General features: G+C 46.3%; 17 protein-coding genes. 3 read left to right on the top strand and 14 right to left on the bottom strand.

Going from position 1 to position 17,873, the window contains the following annotated elements:
- Window positions 1-86: 86 nt before the first annotated feature.
- The 3 genes from OU793_RS15990 to fabR all read right to left on the bottom strand — a co-directional run bounded on the left by OU793_RS15990 (window position 87) and on the right by fabR (window position 2,612).
- Window positions 87-1,355, bottom strand: a complete 1,269-nt coding sequence (locus tag OU793_RS15990) for a site-specific integrase (RefSeq protein WP_069548444.1) — start codon at window positions 1,353-1,355, stop codon at window positions 87-89.
- A gap of 283 nt (window positions 1,356-1,638) precedes the next feature.
- The gene (locus tag OU793_RS15985; protein WP_005460363.1) at window positions 1,639-2,004 is read right to left on the bottom strand and encodes a YijD family membrane protein; all 366 of its coding nucleotides are present in this window, start codon (window positions 2,002-2,004) and stop codon (window positions 1,639-1,641) included.
- On the bottom strand, window positions 2,004-2,612 hold the full coding sequence (gene fabR, locus OU793_RS15980; protein ID WP_274647800.1) for an HTH-type transcriptional repressor FabR: 609 nt from the start codon (window positions 2,610-2,612) through the stop codon (window positions 2,004-2,006). Before fabR ends, OU793_RS15985 begins: the two co-directional genes overlap by 1 nt.
- A gap of 262 nt (window positions 2,613-2,874) precedes the next feature.
- Between fabR and sthA the strand changes: the two genes are divergently transcribed.
- Window positions 2,875-4,305, top strand: a complete 1,431-nt coding sequence (sthA, locus tag OU793_RS15975) for a Si-specific NAD(P)(+) transhydrogenase (RefSeq protein ID WP_072829052.1) — start codon at window positions 2,875-2,877, stop codon at window positions 4,303-4,305.
- A gap of 95 nt (window positions 4,306-4,400) precedes the next feature.
- On the opposite strand, the gene dinF is transcribed toward sthA, so the two are convergent.
- The 3 genes from dinF to lexA all read right to left on the bottom strand — a co-directional run bounded on the left by dinF (window position 4,401) and on the right by lexA (window position 7,410).
- Window positions 4,401-5,744 carry an MATE family efflux transporter DinF gene (gene dinF / locus OU793_RS15970; protein WP_180793920.1) on the bottom strand — a complete coding sequence of 448 codons (1,344 nt, stop codon included), beginning with the start codon at window positions 5,742-5,744 and terminating at the stop codon, window positions 4,401-4,403.
- Window positions 5,745-5,799: 55 nt separating this feature from the next.
- Entirely contained in the window at window positions 5,800-6,594 is a 795-nt protein-coding gene (locus OU793_RS15965) for a class I SAM-dependent methyltransferase (RefSeq protein ID WP_025523168.1), read from the bottom strand.
- 195 nt (window positions 6,595-6,789) lie between these two features.
- Window positions 6,790-7,410: a transcriptional repressor LexA gene (gene lexA / locus OU793_RS15960; RefSeq protein WP_005480871.1), complete on the bottom strand. Its 621-nt coding sequence runs from the start codon at window positions 7,408-7,410 to the stop codon at window positions 6,790-6,792.
- Between the two features lie 367 nt (window positions 7,411-7,777).
- Here lexA and plsB point away from each other — a divergent pair, with 367 nt between their 5' ends.
- Window positions 7,778-10,204: a glycerol-3-phosphate 1-O-acyltransferase PlsB gene (gene plsB / locus OU793_RS15955; protein WP_005460370.1), complete on the top strand. Its 2,427-nt coding sequence runs from the start codon at window positions 7,778-7,780 to the stop codon at window positions 10,202-10,204.
- A gap of 58 nt (window positions 10,205-10,262) precedes the next feature.
- Here plsB and ubiA read toward each other — a convergent pair whose 3' ends face one another.
- Together ubiA and OU793_RS15945 are read right to left on the bottom strand one after the other, a co-directional pair.
- Window positions 10,263-11,117 (bottom strand): 4-hydroxybenzoate octaprenyltransferase, encoded by an 855-nt coding sequence (ubiA, locus tag OU793_RS15950; RefSeq protein WP_005460372.1) that lies wholly within the window; start codon window positions 11,115-11,117, stop codon window positions 10,263-10,265.
- The gene (locus OU793_RS15945) at window positions 11,118-11,657 is read right to left on the bottom strand and encodes a chorismate lyase (RefSeq protein ID WP_005460374.1); all 540 of its coding nucleotides are present in this window, start codon (window positions 11,655-11,657) and stop codon (window positions 11,118-11,120) included.
- Window positions 11,658-11,810: 153 nt separating this feature from the next.
- Here OU793_RS15945 and OU793_RS15940 point away from each other — a divergent pair, with 153 nt between their 5' ends.
- A complete protein-coding gene (locus tag OU793_RS15940; RefSeq protein ID WP_005460376.1) occupies window positions 11,811-12,221 on the top strand; it encodes a flagellar basal body-associated protein FliL in 411 nt (136 codons plus the stop codon).
- Window positions 12,222-12,280: 59 nt separating this feature from the next.
- On the opposite strand, the gene glpG is transcribed toward OU793_RS15940, so the two are convergent.
- The 6 genes from glpG to ftsY all read right to left on the bottom strand — a co-directional run bounded on the left by glpG (window position 12,281) and on the right by ftsY (window position 17,855).
- Window positions 12,281-13,123, bottom strand: a complete 843-nt coding sequence (gene glpG, locus OU793_RS15935) for a rhomboid family intramembrane serine protease GlpG (protein WP_025547935.1) — start codon at window positions 13,121-13,123, stop codon at window positions 12,281-12,283.
- A complete protein-coding gene (gene glpE / locus OU793_RS15930) occupies window positions 13,123-13,443 on the bottom strand; it encodes a thiosulfate sulfurtransferase GlpE (RefSeq protein ID WP_005460380.1) in 321 nt (106 codons plus the stop codon). Before glpE ends, glpG begins: the two co-directional genes overlap by 1 nt.
- Before the next feature lie 491 nt (window positions 13,444-13,934).
- Window positions 13,935-14,795 carry an RNA polymerase sigma factor RpoH gene (rpoH, locus tag OU793_RS15925; RefSeq protein ID WP_005490420.1) on the bottom strand — a complete coding sequence of 287 codons (861 nt, stop codon included), beginning with the start codon at window positions 14,793-14,795 and terminating at the stop codon, window positions 13,935-13,937.
- 175 nt (window positions 14,796-14,970) lie between these two features.
- Window positions 14,971-15,939 (bottom strand): permease-like cell division protein FtsX, encoded by a 969-nt coding sequence (gene ftsX / locus OU793_RS15920; protein ID WP_005481956.1) that lies wholly within the window; start codon window positions 15,937-15,939, stop codon window positions 14,971-14,973.
- A complete protein-coding gene (gene ftsE, locus OU793_RS15915; RefSeq protein WP_005481953.1) occupies window positions 15,929-16,603 on the bottom strand; it encodes a cell division ATP-binding protein FtsE in 675 nt (224 codons plus the stop codon). The genes ftsX and ftsE overlap by 11 nt, the downstream gene beginning before the upstream one ends.
- Window positions 16,604-16,625: 22 nt before the next feature.
- Window positions 16,626-17,855: a signal recognition particle-docking protein FtsY gene (ftsY, locus tag OU793_RS15910; RefSeq protein WP_031841715.1), complete on the bottom strand. Its 1,230-nt coding sequence runs from the start codon at window positions 17,853-17,855 to the stop codon at window positions 16,626-16,628.
- Window positions 17,856-17,873: the final 18 nt, after the last annotated feature.

The raw sequence follows: 17,873 nt of genomic DNA, 5'->3' as shown, positions 1-17,873 counted from the left end.
AAACAGTGGCATGAAAAGAGAAGACACCGATGAACAAAAGCCGCACTACAAATGATACTCACTTTGATTACTATGTTCATAGAATCTCAAGCTGATTTCGTTTTTTCCAACGGCACTACATTGGCAACCGTCAGAGATTGTAACTTCTCGCCCCAAGCTTGTAATACCACTAACTGCTCTTCAAGGTAATCGTGATGGTTGTATACCCTCAACATGCCTGGTAGCTGGTGGCCAACCGTCTTTTCAATCGCCACAATATCTAACCCCATTTCACTGCAACGACTGATAAAGGTGCGGCGCAGATCGTGTGGTGAGAAACGCTCAAAATCATCCGGTAAGTTACGTTTGATTAGTGCACGTACTGCTGCTGGCTCTTGAACCTTATCGACCAAAAGCTGAGGCCAAACTAGTTTCCATTTGCTTGGTACACTCTCACGCTGTTCTTTAAGCAGTGCCAACAGGTAATCGCTTAATGGTACTTTTCGGCTCTCTTGGCTTTTGGTGTGACGATCCTCTGAACTGGCAGGCAACAACCATACCTTCTCTTGCAAATCTACCTCACTCCAGCGCATTTCAAGCACGGCACTAATACGTTGCCCACACCCAAGTAAAAACTGCATTAAACGGACGTTTGAGGGTTCTGTACGCCAAGAAGGCAAACTGGTTAGCAAAGTCTTCAACTCTGAAAAGCTCAAATTACGCTTGGTGACTTTAGAGCCACCACCGACATCCTTGGATTTCAAATGTGGTGCAGGATGAGCTCCAATCATATTCAAAGCTAGCGCATGGTTGAGCACCTGATTGATTATTCTATGACATGCACTAATCGCACCCGCTTTTCTCTGTCCATTCTCATCAACCTTTGCATCAAATACTTTATTGAGATCAGAAATTCTCAACTCTTCTAATTTGATGTGACCAAGAAATGGTTTGATATCCCGACTATAAGTTGCCCTCGGTTGTTCACCTCGTAGCTGCTTGGACAAACGCTTCTCGTCATAACTGGTAAAAGCATCATCAAAAGTTTTCGCTTCCTCTTGCTCGCGCTGCTCTCGCGCTAGTTCCTGCTTCGGATTTTTATTGTTTTCCAGCCAGCTACGGTAACGCCCTGCTTCTGTTCGAGCCTGTTCAAGCGTCATCCCCGTTTCCGGTTTCAACTTAACATACCGCCCCATGGTGATTTTTTCGTGTTTGTTACCAGCCTGAAAGCGAAAGATCCAAGTCATCGTGCCCGTTGGTCGAACGCGAATATTCAATCCTTCGATTTTCTTATCTGGAATTAAATATTCCTTGCCTTGTGGCTTCAATGCTTTCAGCGTGGCATTCGTACTAATTTTATCGACTGGCTTGATCATGACTGAAAAACCTCTGTATTTCTGGGTACGGCGTGGGGTACGGGGAAAGACGAGTTTTCATTGTACGGCTAAAGACACCCTTGGACAACGAGCAATTAAAAAATAAATAAAAACAACAAATTAAAATTTAAACCTGGATTTTGGAAGACATTACAAGATTCAGAGTTCGATTTACCCACCACATGGAAGCGGGCGTTTTACTAGAACGTAAAGCGTAAGCCACCAGCGAAAGACATAAAAAAAGCGAGCTTAATAGCTCGCTTTTTTGTCGGAATTTTTTCAATTATTCAGCAGAAGTTTTCTTTTCCATGAAACCCAGCTTTTTACCAATCCATGCCAATAGGATCATCGACACCATAATTGCGAAGAAGTTTGAGCCTGCTTCTGGGTATTGCGCTTTGATAAACGCAGAATGACCAAAGGCACCAACAAAGAAACACGCTAAGCCCACTAGCGGAATATCTTCCGACACCGGATTGTTTAAGTACTCTTGGTAAAGAGCTTGTACAGCCAGTACGAGTGCAATCAGTGGGAAGATTGAGAAAGACACTTCACTCATGGTCAACCATGACAATAAAGCATCACCACACATACCTGCAACCAGTGCCAAAATCAGCGTTTTCTTTTCAGATTTATTTCCATTCGACATTATTCTATCCCGCCTTTTAATCGGTTACGTTCACGTTCTTTGCGATACCAATAGGCCCCTTTGGCTATCATTCGCAATTGCATGATCAATCGCTCGGCGAGTTCATCGCGCTCACGTCGATCTAAATCTAAAGACGCCTCTGCTTGAGTATACGCCTCTTCTCTGGTCATACCGGTGCTCATTAAATACTCGGTTAATTCTGCCGCAAAATGCTGGATTTCTCGAGCGACGGCAGTACGAAATTCAGAAGAAGTGCCAGAGCGCTCACGCAATAATAAGCGGAATACGTTAGGGCTACTTTCAATGAATTCCATAAAGGTTTCAACCGAAGTTCGAATCACACTGCCTTCTTTGACAATACGTTGACGTGCCTGACGCATCAGTTGACGTAATAGTAAACCGCCTTCATCAACCATTGTTAAGCCTAGCTCATCCATGTCTTTGAAGTGACGATAAAAAGAAGTGGGTGCAATTCCTGCCTCTCGGGCAACTTCTCGCAAGCTGAGACTGGAAAAGCTGCGATCCGCACTTAATTGACTAAATGCCGCATCGATCAGTGATCGACGTGTCTTCTCTTTTTGTTGCGCGCGGATTCCCATCGATTTCATTCTTAACTTGCTCTTTTCTGTAGGGTACAAGAGCTTCAATATAACGCAATTCACCCCTACGGAGAAAGATATGTTGCCTCACCTGAGGTAAGCGGCGAGAACGTTACTATTGGCATGCATCTAATTGCAATGTTCTCGAGTCAATTTATAGACATACAACATACCAATTCATCCTTTTGTTCGATTCTGCGTGATCACTTCCACTCTCTCGCAGCCATTACGTGTACGTATAGAGCAAATGAGTTAAAATCGCGCTAAAGCAATGTTAAGCAAATATAACAAGGAAGGCATCATGGCGCATGTTAATCACTATGACGTGATCGTAATTGGTAGTGGCCCTGGCGGAGAAGGGGCTGCAATGGGGTTAACCAAAGCGGGACTGAATGTTGCCATCGTCGAGAAAGAAAGCAGTGTGGGCGGCGGCTGTACGCACTGGGGAACCATTCCATCGAAAGCGCTGCGCCATGCAGTAAGTCGTATCATTGAATTCAATAGCAACCCGCTATTTTGCAGAAACAACACCAGCCTTCATGCAACATTTTCTGACATTTTAGGCCATGCAAAAACGGTCATCGATAAACAAACTCGCCTTCGTCAGGGGTTTTACGACCGCAATGACTGCACGCTGCTGTTCGGTACTGCACGTTTTATCGATACGCACTCTATCGCGGTAATGCAAAATGACGGTACGGAAGAAACCTACTCGGCCGATAAATTTGTCATCGCGACGGGCTCTCGTCCTTACCGACCAAGCGATGTCGACTTCTTGCATGAACGAATCTACGACAGTGACTCTATCCTGAGCCTGAAACACGACCCTCGTCATATCATCATTTATGGTGCAGGCGTTATCGGTTGTGAGTACGCCTCTATCTTCCGCGGACTTGGTGTGAAAACCGACCTGATCAATACCCGAGATCGTTTGTTGGAGTTCTTGGATAACGAAGTGTCTGATGCACTGTCTTACCACTTCTGGAACAGCGGCGTTGTCATTCGTAACGACGAAACCTACGAGAAAATCGAAGGCACAGAAGATGGCGTCATAATTCACCTGCAGTCAGGCAAGAAAATGCGCGCCGATTGTTTGCTGTATGCGAACGGCAGAACCGGTAACACCGACAAACTCAGTTTGGATGTCGTCGGTCTAGAATCGGATTCTCGCGGCCAGCTTAAAGTGAACCGCAACTACCAAACGGCGGTTGAGCACATTTACGCAGTAGGTGATGTGATTGGTTACCCTAGCCTTGCAAGCGCAGCCTACGACCAAGGACGCTTTGTCGCACAAGCGATCACCAAAGGTCAGGCTGAAAACTATCTGATTGAAGACATTCCAACAGGCATCTACACCATTCCAGAAATCAGCTCTGTTGGTAAAACAGAACAAGAACTGACGGCAGCGAAAGTGCCTTATGAAGTTGGCCGCTCTTCTTTCAAGCATCTGGCCCGTGCGCAAATTGCAGGCAAAGATGTCGGCAGTTTGAAAATTTTGTTCCATCGTGAAACCAAGGAAATTCTCGGCATTCACTGCTTTGGTGAACGTGCAGCGGAAATCATCCACATTGGTCAAGCCATCATGGAACAAAAAGGCCAAGCCAATACGATTGAATATTTCGTGAATACTACTTTCAACTACCCGACCATGGCTGAAGCCTATCGTGTAGCGGCATTAAATGGGCTGAACCGATTGTTCTAGTAGCCATACAATGCTGAGATAATGAGGTTAAATGAGTATTTGGGTTGCCATGATCCAAATGCAAAAACAGCAGGTTTTCGACCTGCTGTTTTTATTTACGCGAGGAACGTTCCTTTACACCATTGATAGAAGAATATTACTCCAAGACCAATCCCTCGCATTGCCATAAAGCTGGTCATCGCAAACCACAGTGCATGGTTTTGCCAGCCAGAGAACAAAAAGAAGATTACAAAGAAACAGCAAGTCGCCACGAACATACTGTTCCGCATATCTTTACCTTTGGTGGCACCAACAAAAATGCCATCGAATAAGAAACACCACATGGATGCCAACGGCATCACCACCAGCCAAGGTAGATAGATCGCTGCTTGCTGCTGCACAATCGCAATAGAAGTGATCATGGCGATCAAATTCGATCCCGCTAAGCCAAATACCGCAGTAAGCCCTAAGCAGATGATCAGACTCCAAAAGAATGTCCCCACCAGAGAATCACTAAGCTGAGCTCGGTCTTTCGCGCCAATCGCTTTCCCCACCATCGCTTCCATCGCGTAGGCAAAACCATCCATGCCGTAGGAAATCATCATCAAGAAGCTCATCAACACAGCGTTTGCCGCGACAACATCATCACCAAAGCTCGCGCCCTGAAACGTCATAAAGCTAAACGCAGCTTGCAAACATAATGAACGAAGAAAGATATCGCGATTGAGTTTCACAAATCGCCCTAACCCATGCTGAGTGTCAGCAAGTAATTGCTTGGGTGACGGCAACTGACGTGCTTGCCACGTCTTCCACACACAGACCAAACCAAACGCCATGCCTGAGTAATCAGCAATCACGGATGCAATCGCAGCACCTTCAACTTTCCAACCTAAGCCCATCACAAATAATAAATCGAGCGCGATGTTGGTGACATTGGTGATGATCACCATCCACATAGGCGCTTTGGAGTTTTGCGTGCCGAGCAACCAGCCCAACAACACAAAATTCATCAGTGCCGCCGGCGCACTCCACGCACGGATAGAGAAATATTGCATGCCGTAGTGCTTCACTTCGGCACTGGCATCACTCCAGCCAAAAATCAGATCAGCAAGTGGGCTATGGACTATGAGGAACACAAAAGCAAACAGCAGCGCCATGAGTGAGCCTTGCATAAACACCAATGCGAGCTGTTTTTTGTCTTCACCACCGTAAGACTGCGCCGCTAGGCCTGTAGTCGACATGCGTAAGAAGCCAAACAGCCAGAACGTTACGCTGATCATAGTACTGCCCAGCGCGACGCCGCCCAAATACCACGCGTGCTCTAGGTGGCCAATCACCGCCGCATCGACTAAGCCTAATAGTGGAACGGTAATATTCGACAACACCATCGGGATCGCGAGCGCTAACACCTGACGATGCACTTGAGGATTCGATAAAGGAGAGAAAATAGAGTTTGTCACAGGCACCTCGTAGTTTAGAGCGACGAGTGTACCTGAGTGCTTAATGACTAGCCAATTACCACTTGATGTGAACAAGCACTGGCGTGAGACGGTGCTTTAGCATTGGAATTTTATTGAGCCAGCGTTGCCAAGCTTTCCATCGTGAACAGAATCGGTCGAATGGCGAGAACGCTTTCACCCATTGTGCCCACGGCAACCATCTCAGAACTTGTTCCGCCGGTGCCTCAAATCCATGGGCATAGCAATCCGAGCCAAGCTTTTGCCCCCACTTGCTTTCTGTTAAGTCTCCAGCGAGTACCATACAGACCTCAGCCGAGACAAAATGGCGACCTAAGTTTTGAATAAACCGCGCAACATGTCGCTCAGAGCAATCCAACAATGCCATTTCGCACAGAATCAATACGGGTGATTTATCTGGAATGGTCAGAGATTCGAGCCACGACATATCTTCCACACTCCCACTGCGATGTTCGTAGCGTTCGTTTTTATGAAATAGACGCTGACGCCAAACTAGATTCTCCGTAACATCCAATTCAATCCAGTGACAGCGGCCGTTATCCAAACGGTAAAAACGGGTATCGAGTCCAGCTCCAACATTGATGATCCAAGCGTCCGGATTTTGCTGCAAAAACTGCGTTACCTGTTGGTCGCACAGTTGAGTCAACGTCACGTGTAGCAGCTGCTTTTGCGCGATATCACCACTTAAACAATCAGGTGCCATCTTGCAGCTTAGACAAGCTTTCGCTGCAATGGGGTCATACACCAAACCATTGTCGACCATGCTTTCACGGCTGCGTAATAGCAAAGGCTTCAATAGATGATTAGGAACTTGATGTTTTGACTTAGACATGGGCATTTCCTGCGCCAGTGAGAAAGAATGGACACTGGAAAAGATGATAATGAATATCAATTACATTATCAAGCACAGAGAGAGCCGACAAGAATATGAGAAATAAACTGCGAGCAGGAAATCAAAGCGGATGAGAAAAAAAAGTGCTAAGACAAATAGGTAACAGCCCAGCGAAGCTGGGCTGTTGCGATAAACTTACATCCAATCGGTATTGCGAATAATACCAACGGCTAAGCCTTCAATAGTCAGATGCTGAGACGTTAAGTCCACTTGAATTGGTGCGAACTCTTCATTCTCGGCATGCAATAACACGGTTGAACCTTTACGTTCCAAGCGCTTGACGGTCACATCGTCATCAACACGAGCAACGACAACCTGACCATCGCGAACATCTTGTGTTTTGTGCACAGCAAGCAAATCACCGTCCATAATACCGATGTCTTTCATACTTTCGCCATTTACACGAAGTAAGAAATCCGCTTGCGGCTTGAACATCGCAGGGTCAACTTGGTAGTGCGCTTCTACGTGCTCTTGAGCCAGAATCGGCTCACCCGCAGCGACTTGACCAATCAGAGGCAAGCCCTGTTCGTCATTGGCCGCATCTTCAAGCAGGATTCGGATCCCACGCGATGCGCCCGGAATAATTTCAATAGCTTGCTTACGAGCAAGCGCTTTTAGGTGTTCCTCTGCGGCATTCGCAGAGCGGAAGCCAAGCTCACGCGCAATCTCTGCACGAGTTGGTGGCATTCCGGTGTCATCGATTTTGCTTTTAATCAAATCGAAGACTTGTTGTTGGCGTGGCGTTAACGGCTTCATGTCTCACCTGTCTTTTTATACAGTTAACTGTGAGTATATCCAGTAAATGGTCAAATGGAAACCCAATTGGTTGTTTTTTAATTTATTTGCTTCGCTTTCTGAACTTGCCCACAAACTGTGGCGCAAAGCGCGTTTAAAACACCGTGTCTGAAGTTAATCAAAGTAAAGCAACAACTTAGGAGTTCGACTAATTTCCACTCAATAAAATTAAAAGGTTTGACCAGTTTCTGGTATCCTTGCTGCGCTTAAAATTTATTGCCTAGGCTTATTTCTATTGCCGTACTCATTTCTTTGCCAAGAAGTTGAGCCACGCGGACACAGAACTAAGGTTGGGCCTGTTTGAATACCTATTGAGGCTGTGAACTTTATGTCTTCTGGACAATCATTTTCACGTTCATTACTAAAACTACCTTTATCGGTAATGGTAAAGGGCACCACAATCCCATCGAATCCGATTGACGATCTCAACATCGACCTAACTAAGCCGATTGTGTATGCCTTGCCGTTCCGTTCGAACGTGGATTTGCTGACACTGCAAAAACAAGCCATGAGCCTTGGGCTACCAGACCCGCTCAGTCCGCTGGAAATCAATGGCAAAACACTTAATCGTTTCGTCTTTATTGCCTCACGTCCAACCGTGATGGGTAATGACAACGACATCCCGACAGATTCTGTTTCTCTATTTACTGAGCTGCTGGAACTGCACAAGCTTGATAGCGAGCTTGATGTGCAGATGATCCCAGCGACCGTACTTTGGGGACGCAAACCAGGTAAAGAAGAGAGCCATCGCCCGTACCTGCAACCAATGAATGGACCACAAAAAGCGAAAGCGGTAATGGCAGCAGGTCGTGACTGTTTGGTGCGCTTTAGCCCGGTAGTTTCACTGCGTTATATGGCGGATTCTCACGGTACAGACAGTGCTATTGCGCATAAATTGGCGCGCGTGGCACGTATCCACTTTTCTCGTCAAAAATTGGCGGCATCAGGTCCAAACCTACCGCAACGCCAAGTGCTATTTGCTCGCCTGTTAAAGTCACCTGCAATTGAACAAGCGATTGAAGATGAGGCAAAAAGCAAAGACATTTCGATTGAGAAAGCGCGCAAAGAAGCCCATGACATCATGGATGAAATCGCAGCCGACTTCTCATACGGTCTGGTGAAAAACGGCGATCGCATCCTGAGCTGGCTGTGGACCAAACTGTATCAAGGCCTGCACATCAACAACGCTTCGACAGTGCGTCGCTTGGCGCAAGATGGCCATGAGATCGTTTACGTGCCGTGTCACCGTAGTCACATGGACTACCTACTGCTGTCTTACGTTCTGTACCATGAAGGTATGGTGCCACCTCACATTGCTGCGGGTATCAACCTGAACTTCTTCCCTGCGGGTCCGATTTTCCGTCGTGGTGGTGCGTTCTTTATTCGTCGTAGCTTTAAAGGCAACAAACTGTACTCCACGATTTTCCGCGAGTATCTAGCCGAGCTGTTTGCAAAAGGCTACTCGGTAGAGTACTTCAGCGAAGGTGGTCGCTCACGTACCGGTCGTTTACTGCAAGCGAAAACGGGTATGTTGGCCATGACGATTCAAGCGATGCTGCGTGGTCTAAACCGTCCGGTAACGCTGGTACCGGTTTACATCGGTTACGAGCACGTAATGGAAGTAGGCACTTACGCCAAAGAGCTGCGCGGTAAACGTAAAGAGAAAGAGAACGCAGGTCTTGTTCTGCGCACTCTACGTAAACTGCGTAACTTTGGTTTGGGCTACGTGAACTTCGGTGAGCCTATTCAGCTCAACCAATACCTTAACGAGCACGCGCCAGAGTGGACAAAAGACATCGATAGCATGGGCGGTAGCAAACCACAATGGATGAATCCTGTGGTCAATGAGCTAGCGAACAAGATGATGACGCATATTAACGATGCGGCAGCGGCAAACGCCTTAACGCTTTGTGCAACAGCATTGTTGGCTTCTCGTCAACGTGCTCTGTCTCGTGATTCTCTGATCAATCAGATTGAGTGCTACTTGAAGCTACTCAAGAACAACCCATACTCAAGCACTTCAACCATCCCAACAGAAAGTGCTGAAGAGTTGGTTGATCATGCTATCTCGTTAGATAAGTTTGTGATTGAAACAGACAGTATGGGCGACATCATTTCTCTGGATCGTAGTCAATCGATTCTGATGACTTACTATCGCAACAACATCATTCACTTGTTTGCGCTGCCATCGTTGATTGCTCAGATGATTATTCGTCAGCGCAATCTCACCGTGGAGAAAATCCAAGAGAACGTTGCGCAAATCTACCCATTCTTGAAGAAAGAGCTGTTCCTAAGCTACCAAGAGGAAGATTTAAACGACCTTGTGGTGAAAACGTTGAATGAGTTTGCCGAGCAGAAAATGATCTGTCTTGATGGCAACAAATTGGAAATCAACCAATCAAACAACCAACCGCTGGTTCTACTTGGTCGCACGATTACTGAGACGCTGCAGCGTTACTCCATCGCCATGAACCTATTGGTTGCGTACCCTGAATTGGGTAAATCGGATCTGGAACAGAAGAGCCAAGACATCGCGCAACGTTTAGGTCGCCTGCACGGTATCAACGCGCCGGAGTTCTTCGACAAAGGTGTGTTTACCGCCATGTTCAATACGCTCAAACAGCAAGAGTACCTCGATAGCGACGGTAACTGCGATAAGAAGAAAACGCAGAAATTTGCCAAGCTACTGTTTACGCTGCTGTACCCAGAAGTGAAGTTGACCATCGAAGAAAGTATCCATCAACTTCAGGCATAACAAACACTCAAAAAAACAAAAGGCATCCAATGGATGCCTTTTTTGATCTTCGGATTGATTACCAGAACGCGACTAATAAACCTATCGCTATCACCATGCCAACGTAGTTGTTGTTAAGGAAAGCTCTGAAACACAAATCGCGCTCGCGGTGGCGGATCAAATGCTGCTGATAAACAAACAATGATGCGGCAATCAGAACCGTCCAGTAGTAACTTTGGCCTAATTGATAAAACTGCCCTAGCCCCACCAACATCGCCAACGTCACTAACTGTAACACTCCAATAATTAACTTGTCATGGCGACCGAACAGAATCGCTGTCGATTTGATACCGATTTTTAAATCGTCATCGCGATCCACCATTGCATACTGAGTGTCGTAGGCAATCGTCCACAATGCATTAATCACAAACACAAACCAAACCATCACTGGTAGCTCACCGGTTTGTGCCGCCCACGCCATAGGAATCGCCCAGCTAAACGCTAATCCCAAAAACAGCTGCGGGATGTGCGTGTAACGCTTCATAAAAGGGTAGATAAAGGCTAAGACAAGGCCCGCAAAAGAGAGCTGAATCGTTAAGGGGTTCATGGTCAACACAAGTAAGAATGAGCTCACGGCCAAAACCAAAAATAAGCCAATCGCCTCTTTCGCCGTGACCTTACCCGAAGGCAATGGACGCTGTTTAGTACGCTTCACATGACCATCGACTTTGCGGTCTGCAAAATCGTTAATGACACAGCCTGCGCTACGCATTAAAAATACACCCAACACAAATACAATGAGCACATCCCAACTCGGTATGCCTTGGGCTGCAATGACCAGAGCCCAAACCGTTGGCCACAACAATAATAGTGAACCAATTGGGCGATCCATTCGCATCAGCTGCCAATATGCTTTGGCTTTTTCTGCGGACATTTACACTCTCTCCTTGGCGTAAATAGGTGAATTCGATAAGAATAACTCAGCGACTAACATAGGTTTGTGATTCATCCACAACCTTGAGCGTCGTGCGAGAAAACGGCCTTGAGGCAAGTGAACCCAACCCATTTGGAGCGAGTCGCGCTCGACATTATCGGCGCTAAAGACGGTGAGCCCTAGTGGGATATCGCCTTGCTGCGCTAAGTCGTATTGCTGATCGACCAACGTAGTACGTGGGATCAAAGTACGACCAACAACCCAAGGGCAGTCGTCTCCACACAGGACGACCTCTCTTAGGAGGCAATCTTGCTCAGACAGTAACTGACTTTCATCCGATTTCAGTGTCTTCGCTGTGACGATATGATTTTGCAGCAGTTCTACTGTCAATTCCTGACAGTGCTGCTTTAAACGACGTGACAAAGACCCTTGTTCTTCCAGCCAATGCTTGGCAAATTCGTTTGGAAATTCAAATTCTTCGGGCTTTTGCCACTCTACTTCCAATAAAGAAGCAAGATAGAGTGATGTTGGCTGATTCATACTAGTATTCAATTGGAGGCTTTATGCGTACAATAAAGCAACAACTTACCGTCTTATTGAAACCGTAAGTTCCGTTATTTGTTATAGACGGTCTATTGTATCAAGACTGAAGCGATTCGAATATCGCGATCCAGAGAAAGAAAAGTTAGAAATATGTACAAACGTTATGTAGCCCAAATTATTTTTGCGTTAACAATCCTGATCTCCGCACCAAGTTGGGCTGAAACGGAAGAGACTGGACCAAAATTAGCGTACTTCACCCTAGAGCCAGATTTAACCACTAACTTTTACACCAAAGGTAAAAAATTAGGCTATGTACAAGTGCGTATCGACATCATGGTGATGAGCCAACAAGACCTAGCGATTGTTGAGCACCATCAACCCTTGATTCGCGATGCAGTCATCGAACTCCTAGGCAAACAAACCGAAGATACGATCAAGTCGCTTTCTGGCCGAGAAGACCTACGCAAAACGTTGGTAAAAGAGCTAAACGAAACCTTGCTGCCAGAGACCGGGAAAACCGTCATCGCTGATTTGCTGTTTACCAAATACCTCTATCAGTAAATAACGCTGCTTTAGATACAAAAAGACCGCTTTCGAGCGGTCTTTTTTTGTTTTTGCTATCACGCTTGTTGTTGGTATTTCTGCTTGCCCGAGTCGAACAGCGCAATCGCCATCCCGGCCAACAAGCCAGCTACGTGAGCCGTATTGGCAATGGCCATAAACGGTTGCACAAAACCAAGTACCAGCCACACCAACATAAAACCGATGATGGATTTCGGCAGCGTTAAACCTAAATGAGGTAAGCGGTAACCCAAAACCCACAAATAACCGAGTAGCGCGTACACAACACCAGATAACCCACCGAAGTTTGCGCCTTCAACATAGAACTGGCCAGCACCAGAGAGTGCCGCAGACACCACAAAGATTTGCAGTAACTTACCAGAACCAAGGCGACGTTCAATATCGCCACCAAGTTGCCACCACCACAACAAGTTAAAGATGATATGTGTCACCGAGAAATGCAGCAATGCATGACTCACCCAACGCCATAATTGCCATTGCTGGCCTTCAAACGCGGGAAAGTGCAACAGAGCAAATACCCCATTTCCAAAGCCTAACATCTGCAAACCATAAATCACGGCACATACGGTCATGATCAATAAGGTCACTGGACCGGCTTTGGCTTTGATCATTCCCATGATGCTTGGGCTAGCGTAATGAAATTGGCTCTTACGAGTATCGGCAACGTCCCAGGAAGCGGCGCTGTATTTGCTAGCGGATGGATTCGCCAAAAATTGCTTCAGTTCGGCTTCTGCCTCAACTTCATGCTGGCTGTCCGTAAGCCAAAGTGCAAATTGTCCTTCACCTTCGGGCATCATCTCAATATCTATCTGACGAGAGGCCATATAATCGATAAAGGCTTGCGCCATGCGTGGATTATTTAACGTTACCAATCTCTTCATTAACTTCTCACTATCGGTAGTTGTGCTCGCTGCCAGGCTTCAAAGCCACCGTCTACACTGTACACCTGTTCGAAGCCTTGGTTAACTAAATATTGCGCTGCGCCTTGGCTGCTAATTCCGTGATAACACATCACAAGGATCGGCTGTTCAAACTCTACATCTTCCATAAACGCCACAATCGTATCGTTGGTTAGATGATAAGCCGACTCAGCATGTGCCACGGCAAACGATTGAGGATCACGAATATCTACAAGCTTTGCCTCGCCCTGCTCAAGCAAAGCCTGTGCACCTTGTACATCGATATGCTGAAACTGGTCCATTTACTTTCTCATTTTGTCGTTATGAATATACCCAAATAACCTTGGTACCCGAACTAAACACTATGCTGCTCGGTGTATTAAGTCGGAAAAAGTCATTTGGGTATACTGCCGCCATTGTAACCTATCCAGTGGCAAACTTAGACACAAGGATAATCAGGGCTTTTAAAATTGTACACATTCCAACCATTTGTGGATAAAGCTGTGAATTGCGTTGATAAAGTATATTTGGATCTTTTGATCCACAAGATGTAGTGATGATCCTGATCTAGCTGTGTGTATATTTATAACTATCCCCAAGCGACAAAACCGCTATCACCCTTATTTTGTCTGGGTTTCGAACAGTTGATAAATAATTACTTCACAGAGTTATGCACAGGTAGCACAGAAAATTTAGATCGCAAACGCTACCTATTTTCGATCGAAAATAAAAAAGCCGAGATCACATGATCTCGGCTTTCTATGAAAATCTTACTTTATATTAGAGACTGAAGTTAGAACTCACCAACGGCCAGTTTCAGCTTCTTCATCGCATTCTTTTCTAACTGACGAATACGCTCTGCAGAAACGCCAAACTCATCAGCCAAGTCTTGCAATGTTGCTTTCTCATCGTCTAACCAACGAGAGCGCACAATGCGTTGGCTACGCTCATCTAGGCTTGCTAGTGCGTGACCAAGACGATTATTGGTGTGCATTTCCCAGTTTGCAGCTTCGATGTTGTCAGCCACGTCCGACGATTTGTCTTCTAGGTACAGCATCGGTGCAGTGTATGAGCTAGTCGCACTGTCATCATCGTCAGTTGGCATATCGAACGTTGAATCGACCGCCGCAAGACGTGATTCCATCTCGCGAACTTCGGAAGGTTCTACGCCCAACTCACGAGCTACAGTTTCGACTTCGCCATTGTTAAACCAACCTAAGCGTTTTTTCGATTTGCGTAGATTGAAGAACAATTTACGCTGCGCTTTAGTTGTTGCAATTTTAACGATACGCCAGTTACGTAGTACGTACTCATGGATCTCTGCTTTGATCCAGTGAACAGCAAAAGACACCAAACGTACGCCCACTTCTGGGTTAAAACGTTTAACGGCTTTCATTAGACCGATATTGCCCTCTTGCACTAGATCTGCCATTGGCAAACCGTAGCCTGAGTAACCTCGAGCAACGTGAACAACGAATCTTAGGTGTGACAGGATCAGGCCTTTCGCAGCCTCAATCTCACCTTTGTAGTGTAATCGTTCTGCCAGTTCACGCTCTTCGTCTGCTGTCAGCATTGGGTAGCTGTTTACAGAGCGAATATAGCTATCAAGGCTATCTTGCGTGACTAGAGCCATCGGATACGCTTCTTTTGTCATTCAATTCCTCATCAATCTCTGATCTGGAGCATTACATTGCAATTTAGCTTCGATATCTTGAACTCAAAATGAACAAGTTTCAAGAAGGGCGAGCAATTATCCATAAACAATTGGTCTAAACAAGAGGTAAAAATTAGCTTGTGCTAATAAATTCCAAGTATAAGACCTTCATCACTTAAACTGGTTCAATTTCTTTTAAGTGGCGCTGCGCTGAAATGCGCGCGGCAATACAACCTAAAAGGCTACCGGTGATAATCAGCAGCAAAGATTCATCCCAACTTAGGCCAATCAAACGGAATTGGCTGTCGTACAACGCGGCAAGATCTTCTACGGCGCTGTTCATCACAATGGTCACTAACGCCGTGACAAACCACGCAATGACAGCACCTAATACACCAAACCACATACCTGTGTATAGGTACGGACGCAAAATGAAGCCGTCGGTCGCACCGATAAGCTTCATGGTTTGAATCTCTTCTTTATTCGCCAGTACATTAAAACGTAATGTGTTACCAACGATTAAAAATACCGCACCCAACATCAGGATTGTCAGAGTCACGACAATAATGCCTGCTAGTGTTTTGATGGCATTTAAGCGCGCAAGCCAGTCTTCATCTAGCCTAACATCGGTCACATCTTGTTGTTGACCTACTTCTTTTGCTAGGGCTTGAATGTCTGTTTTGATATCAGATTCTGGCGTAATCACCAACACGCCTGGTAATGCATAACCGCTTAGCAAGCTCAGTGCTTGGTCAAAACCCGCGTACTGGCTTAAATCGGCCAAACCTTGCTGTGGAGAAATATATTCCACTTCTTTTACAAGAGGCCAAGTTTCAATTTGATCTTTGAGAACCATCACACGCGCATCCGGCATGCCTTCCACTAAGTAAGCACTAACTTGCGAGGGAGATGCCACATCTTCGGCAGCGCCTGCCACGTTTTTGCCCAATAGATACAAACAAGCTGGCATGGCAAGTGCCATGGAGATCACCGCTAGGGTCAGAATGTTGCCTAGTGGTCGTTGCCATAAGGCGCTAAAAGAGGATTTTGCTTGTTTTGCATGAACAGAGAAAAAACCATCGGTATTTGCACGCTTGGCACTGCGGCCTTTCCCTTTCTTTTGGGAGTGCTTGTTACCTGCCATAGTCTTCTACCTCACTTAGGAAGCCTTGGTTCAATTCAAAATGACGATATTGTGGGCGAGTGTTTACTAACCCAACATCGTGCGTGGCAAGTAGGATGGTAACGCCCGCACGGTTAAATTCTTCGAATAAACGCAACACACGGTTGGATAATTCTGGGTCAAGGTTACCCGTTGGCTCATCTGCCACTAATAACGTTGGTCGGTTTACCACTGCACGGGCAATACCAACGCGTTGTTGTTCACCACCAGAGAGCTGGCTCGGCAAACAACGGGCTTTATCGAGTAAGCCCGTTTTGTCTAACGCCGCAGAAACGCGACGCTTAATTTCAGTTTCGGAAATCGATTCAATACGCATCGGCAGTGCAACGTTGTCGTACACACTGCGATCCATTAATAGACGGTGGTCTTGAAAGACAATCCCAATATTGCGGCGCAAAAATGGAATGTCTTTGCTTGGAATGCGCGTGATGTCGTGACCATTGAAATGGATTTTGCCATCGGTCGGACGCTCTATCGCACATATCAATTTCAACAAGGTACTTTTACCGGCGCCAGAGTGCCCGCCTAAAAACGCCATTTCTCCGCGCCTCAGGTGAAAATCGACTTTTTGTAGTGCTTGTCGACCACCTCGGTAAGCTTTACTCACTTGTTGAAATTTGATCACCGTTGATTTCCTCTAACTTCAATTACTCTTCACGGCTAAACAAAGCGTCGATAAACTCTTGAGTTTCAAAAGGACGCAAGTCTTCAATGCCTTCGCCTACACCAATGTAGCGAATTGGAATACTAAACTGATCAGCGATAGCGAAAATAACGCCGCCTTTCGCTGTACCATCCAGCTTAGTCAATGTAATCCCGGTTAGAGGAGCTACATCACTGAAAAGTTTCGCTTGGCTAATCGCATTTTGGCCAGTACCCGCATCCAGCGTCAGCATGATTTCATGTGGTGCAGAATCATCAATTTTCTTCATCACACGTACAATCTTGCGTAGCTCTTCCATTAGGTTGGCTTTGTTTTGTAGACGACCCGCCGTATCGGCGATAACCACATCGACGCCACGCGCTTTTGCCGCTTCAATCGCATCGTAGATAACCGATGCGCTGTCTGCGCCAGTATGCTGCGCGATCACAGGAACATTGTTACGCTCGCCCCACACTTGCAGCTGCTCAACCGCGGCCGCTCGGAAAGTATCGCCTGCCGCTAACATTACTTTCTTGCCTTGGCTTTGGAACTGCTTCGCAAGTTTACCGATGGTGGTGGTTTTACCCACACCATTCACACCAACCATCAAGATGACGTAAGGTGTTTTGCTGCTGTCGATCTCTAGAGGCTGTTCTACTTTAGATAGAATCTCCGCCATTTCTTCTTTCAGCAGACCATAAAGAGCTTCGCCATCTTTCAGATCACCACGAGAGGCTTTTTCTGTCAGGTTGTTGATGATTTTTGTGGTGGTGTCCATGCCCACATCGGCAATGAGCAGTTGCTCTTCTAGCTCTTCAAATAGGTCGTCATCGATTTTTTTACCGCTGAACAGACCAAAGAAACCAGCACCGATGTTCGCTTTCGTACGGCTAAGGCTGCGTTTAAGGCGAGCGAAGAAGCTTTCTGTCGGCTTTTCTTGCTCTTGAATACGAGGCGCAACCGGTACTTGTGGCTCTTCTGCTTCTGCTTCTGCTTCTGCTTCTGCTTCTGCTTCTGCTTCTGCTTCTGCTGGGGCAGCCTCAGCTTTTTCTGGCTCTTGTTCAAGCTCTTGAGTTTGTTGAGCTTGCTCAGCAACCTCTTCGGTTTGCTGCTCTTCAGAAGGCGCTTCCACTGCTTCTTCTGTTACTGTTTCTTCAGTTTTTGGTTTTGGGCTTTGTTCTTCGTCACCAAAACCTAGCCACGAAAGTAATCCGCGCTTCTTTTTTTCCGTCATCTGGGGCTATCCTAGATT

This window comes from Vibrio sp. VP6 (assembly GCF_028823755.1).
GTDB classification, from domain to species: Bacteria; Pseudomonadota; Gammaproteobacteria; order Enterobacterales; family Vibrionaceae; genus Vibrio; species Vibrio parahaemolyticus.
This window is presented reverse-complemented; position numbering and strand designations above follow the sequence as displayed.

Coding starts and splice junctions, on each gene's coding strand:
- OU793_RS15990 (WP_069548444.1), bottom strand. CDS start 1,355: ATGATCAAGCCAGTCGATAAAATTAGTACGAATGCCACGCTGAAAGCA.
- OU793_RS15985 (WP_005460363.1), bottom strand. CDS start 2,004: ATGTCGAATGGAAATAAATCTGAAAAGAAAACGCTGATTTTGGCACTG.
- fabR (WP_274647800.1), bottom strand. CDS start 2,612: ATGAAATCGATGGGAATCCGCGCGCAACAAAAAGAGAAGACACGTCGA.
- sthA (WP_072829052.1), top strand. CDS start 2,875: ATGTTAAGCAAATATAACAAGGAAGGCATCATGGCGCATGTTAATCAC.
- OU793_RS15965 (WP_025523168.1), bottom strand. CDS start 6,594: ATGTCTAAGTCAAAACATCAAGTTCCTAATCATCTATTGAAGCCTTTG.
- lexA (WP_005480871.1), bottom strand. CDS start 7,410: ATGAAGCCGTTAACGCCACGCCAACAACAAGTCTTCGATTTGATTAAA.
- plsB (WP_005460370.1), top strand. CDS start 7,778: ATGTCTTCTGGACAATCATTTTCACGTTCATTACTAAAACTACCTTTA.
- ubiA (WP_005460372.1), bottom strand. CDS start 11,117: ATGTCCGCAGAAAAAGCCAAAGCATATTGGCAGCTGATGCGAATGGAT.
- OU793_RS15945 (WP_005460374.1), bottom strand. CDS start 11,657: ATGAATCAGCCAACATCACTCTATCTTGCTTCTTTATTGGAAGTAGAG.
- OU793_RS15940 (WP_005460376.1), top strand. CDS start 11,811: ATGTACAAACGTTATGTAGCCCAAATTATTTTTGCGTTAACAATCCTG.
- glpG (WP_025547935.1), bottom strand. CDS start 13,123: ATGAAGAGATTGGTAACGTTAAATAATCCACGCATGGCGCAAGCCTTT.
- glpE (WP_005460380.1), bottom strand. CDS start 13,443: ATGGACCAGTTTCAGCATATCGATGTACAAGGTGCACAGGCTTTGCTT.
- rpoH (WP_005490420.1), bottom strand. CDS start 14,795: ATGACAAAAGAAGCGTATCCGATGGCTCTAGTCACGCAAGATAGCCTT.
- ftsX (WP_005481956.1), bottom strand. CDS start 15,939: ATGGCAGGTAACAAGCACTCCCAAAAGAAAGGGAAAGGCCGCAGTGCC.
- ftsY (WP_031841715.1), bottom strand. CDS start 17,855: ATGACGGAAAAAAAGAAGCGCGGATTACTTTCGTGGCTAGGTTTTGGT.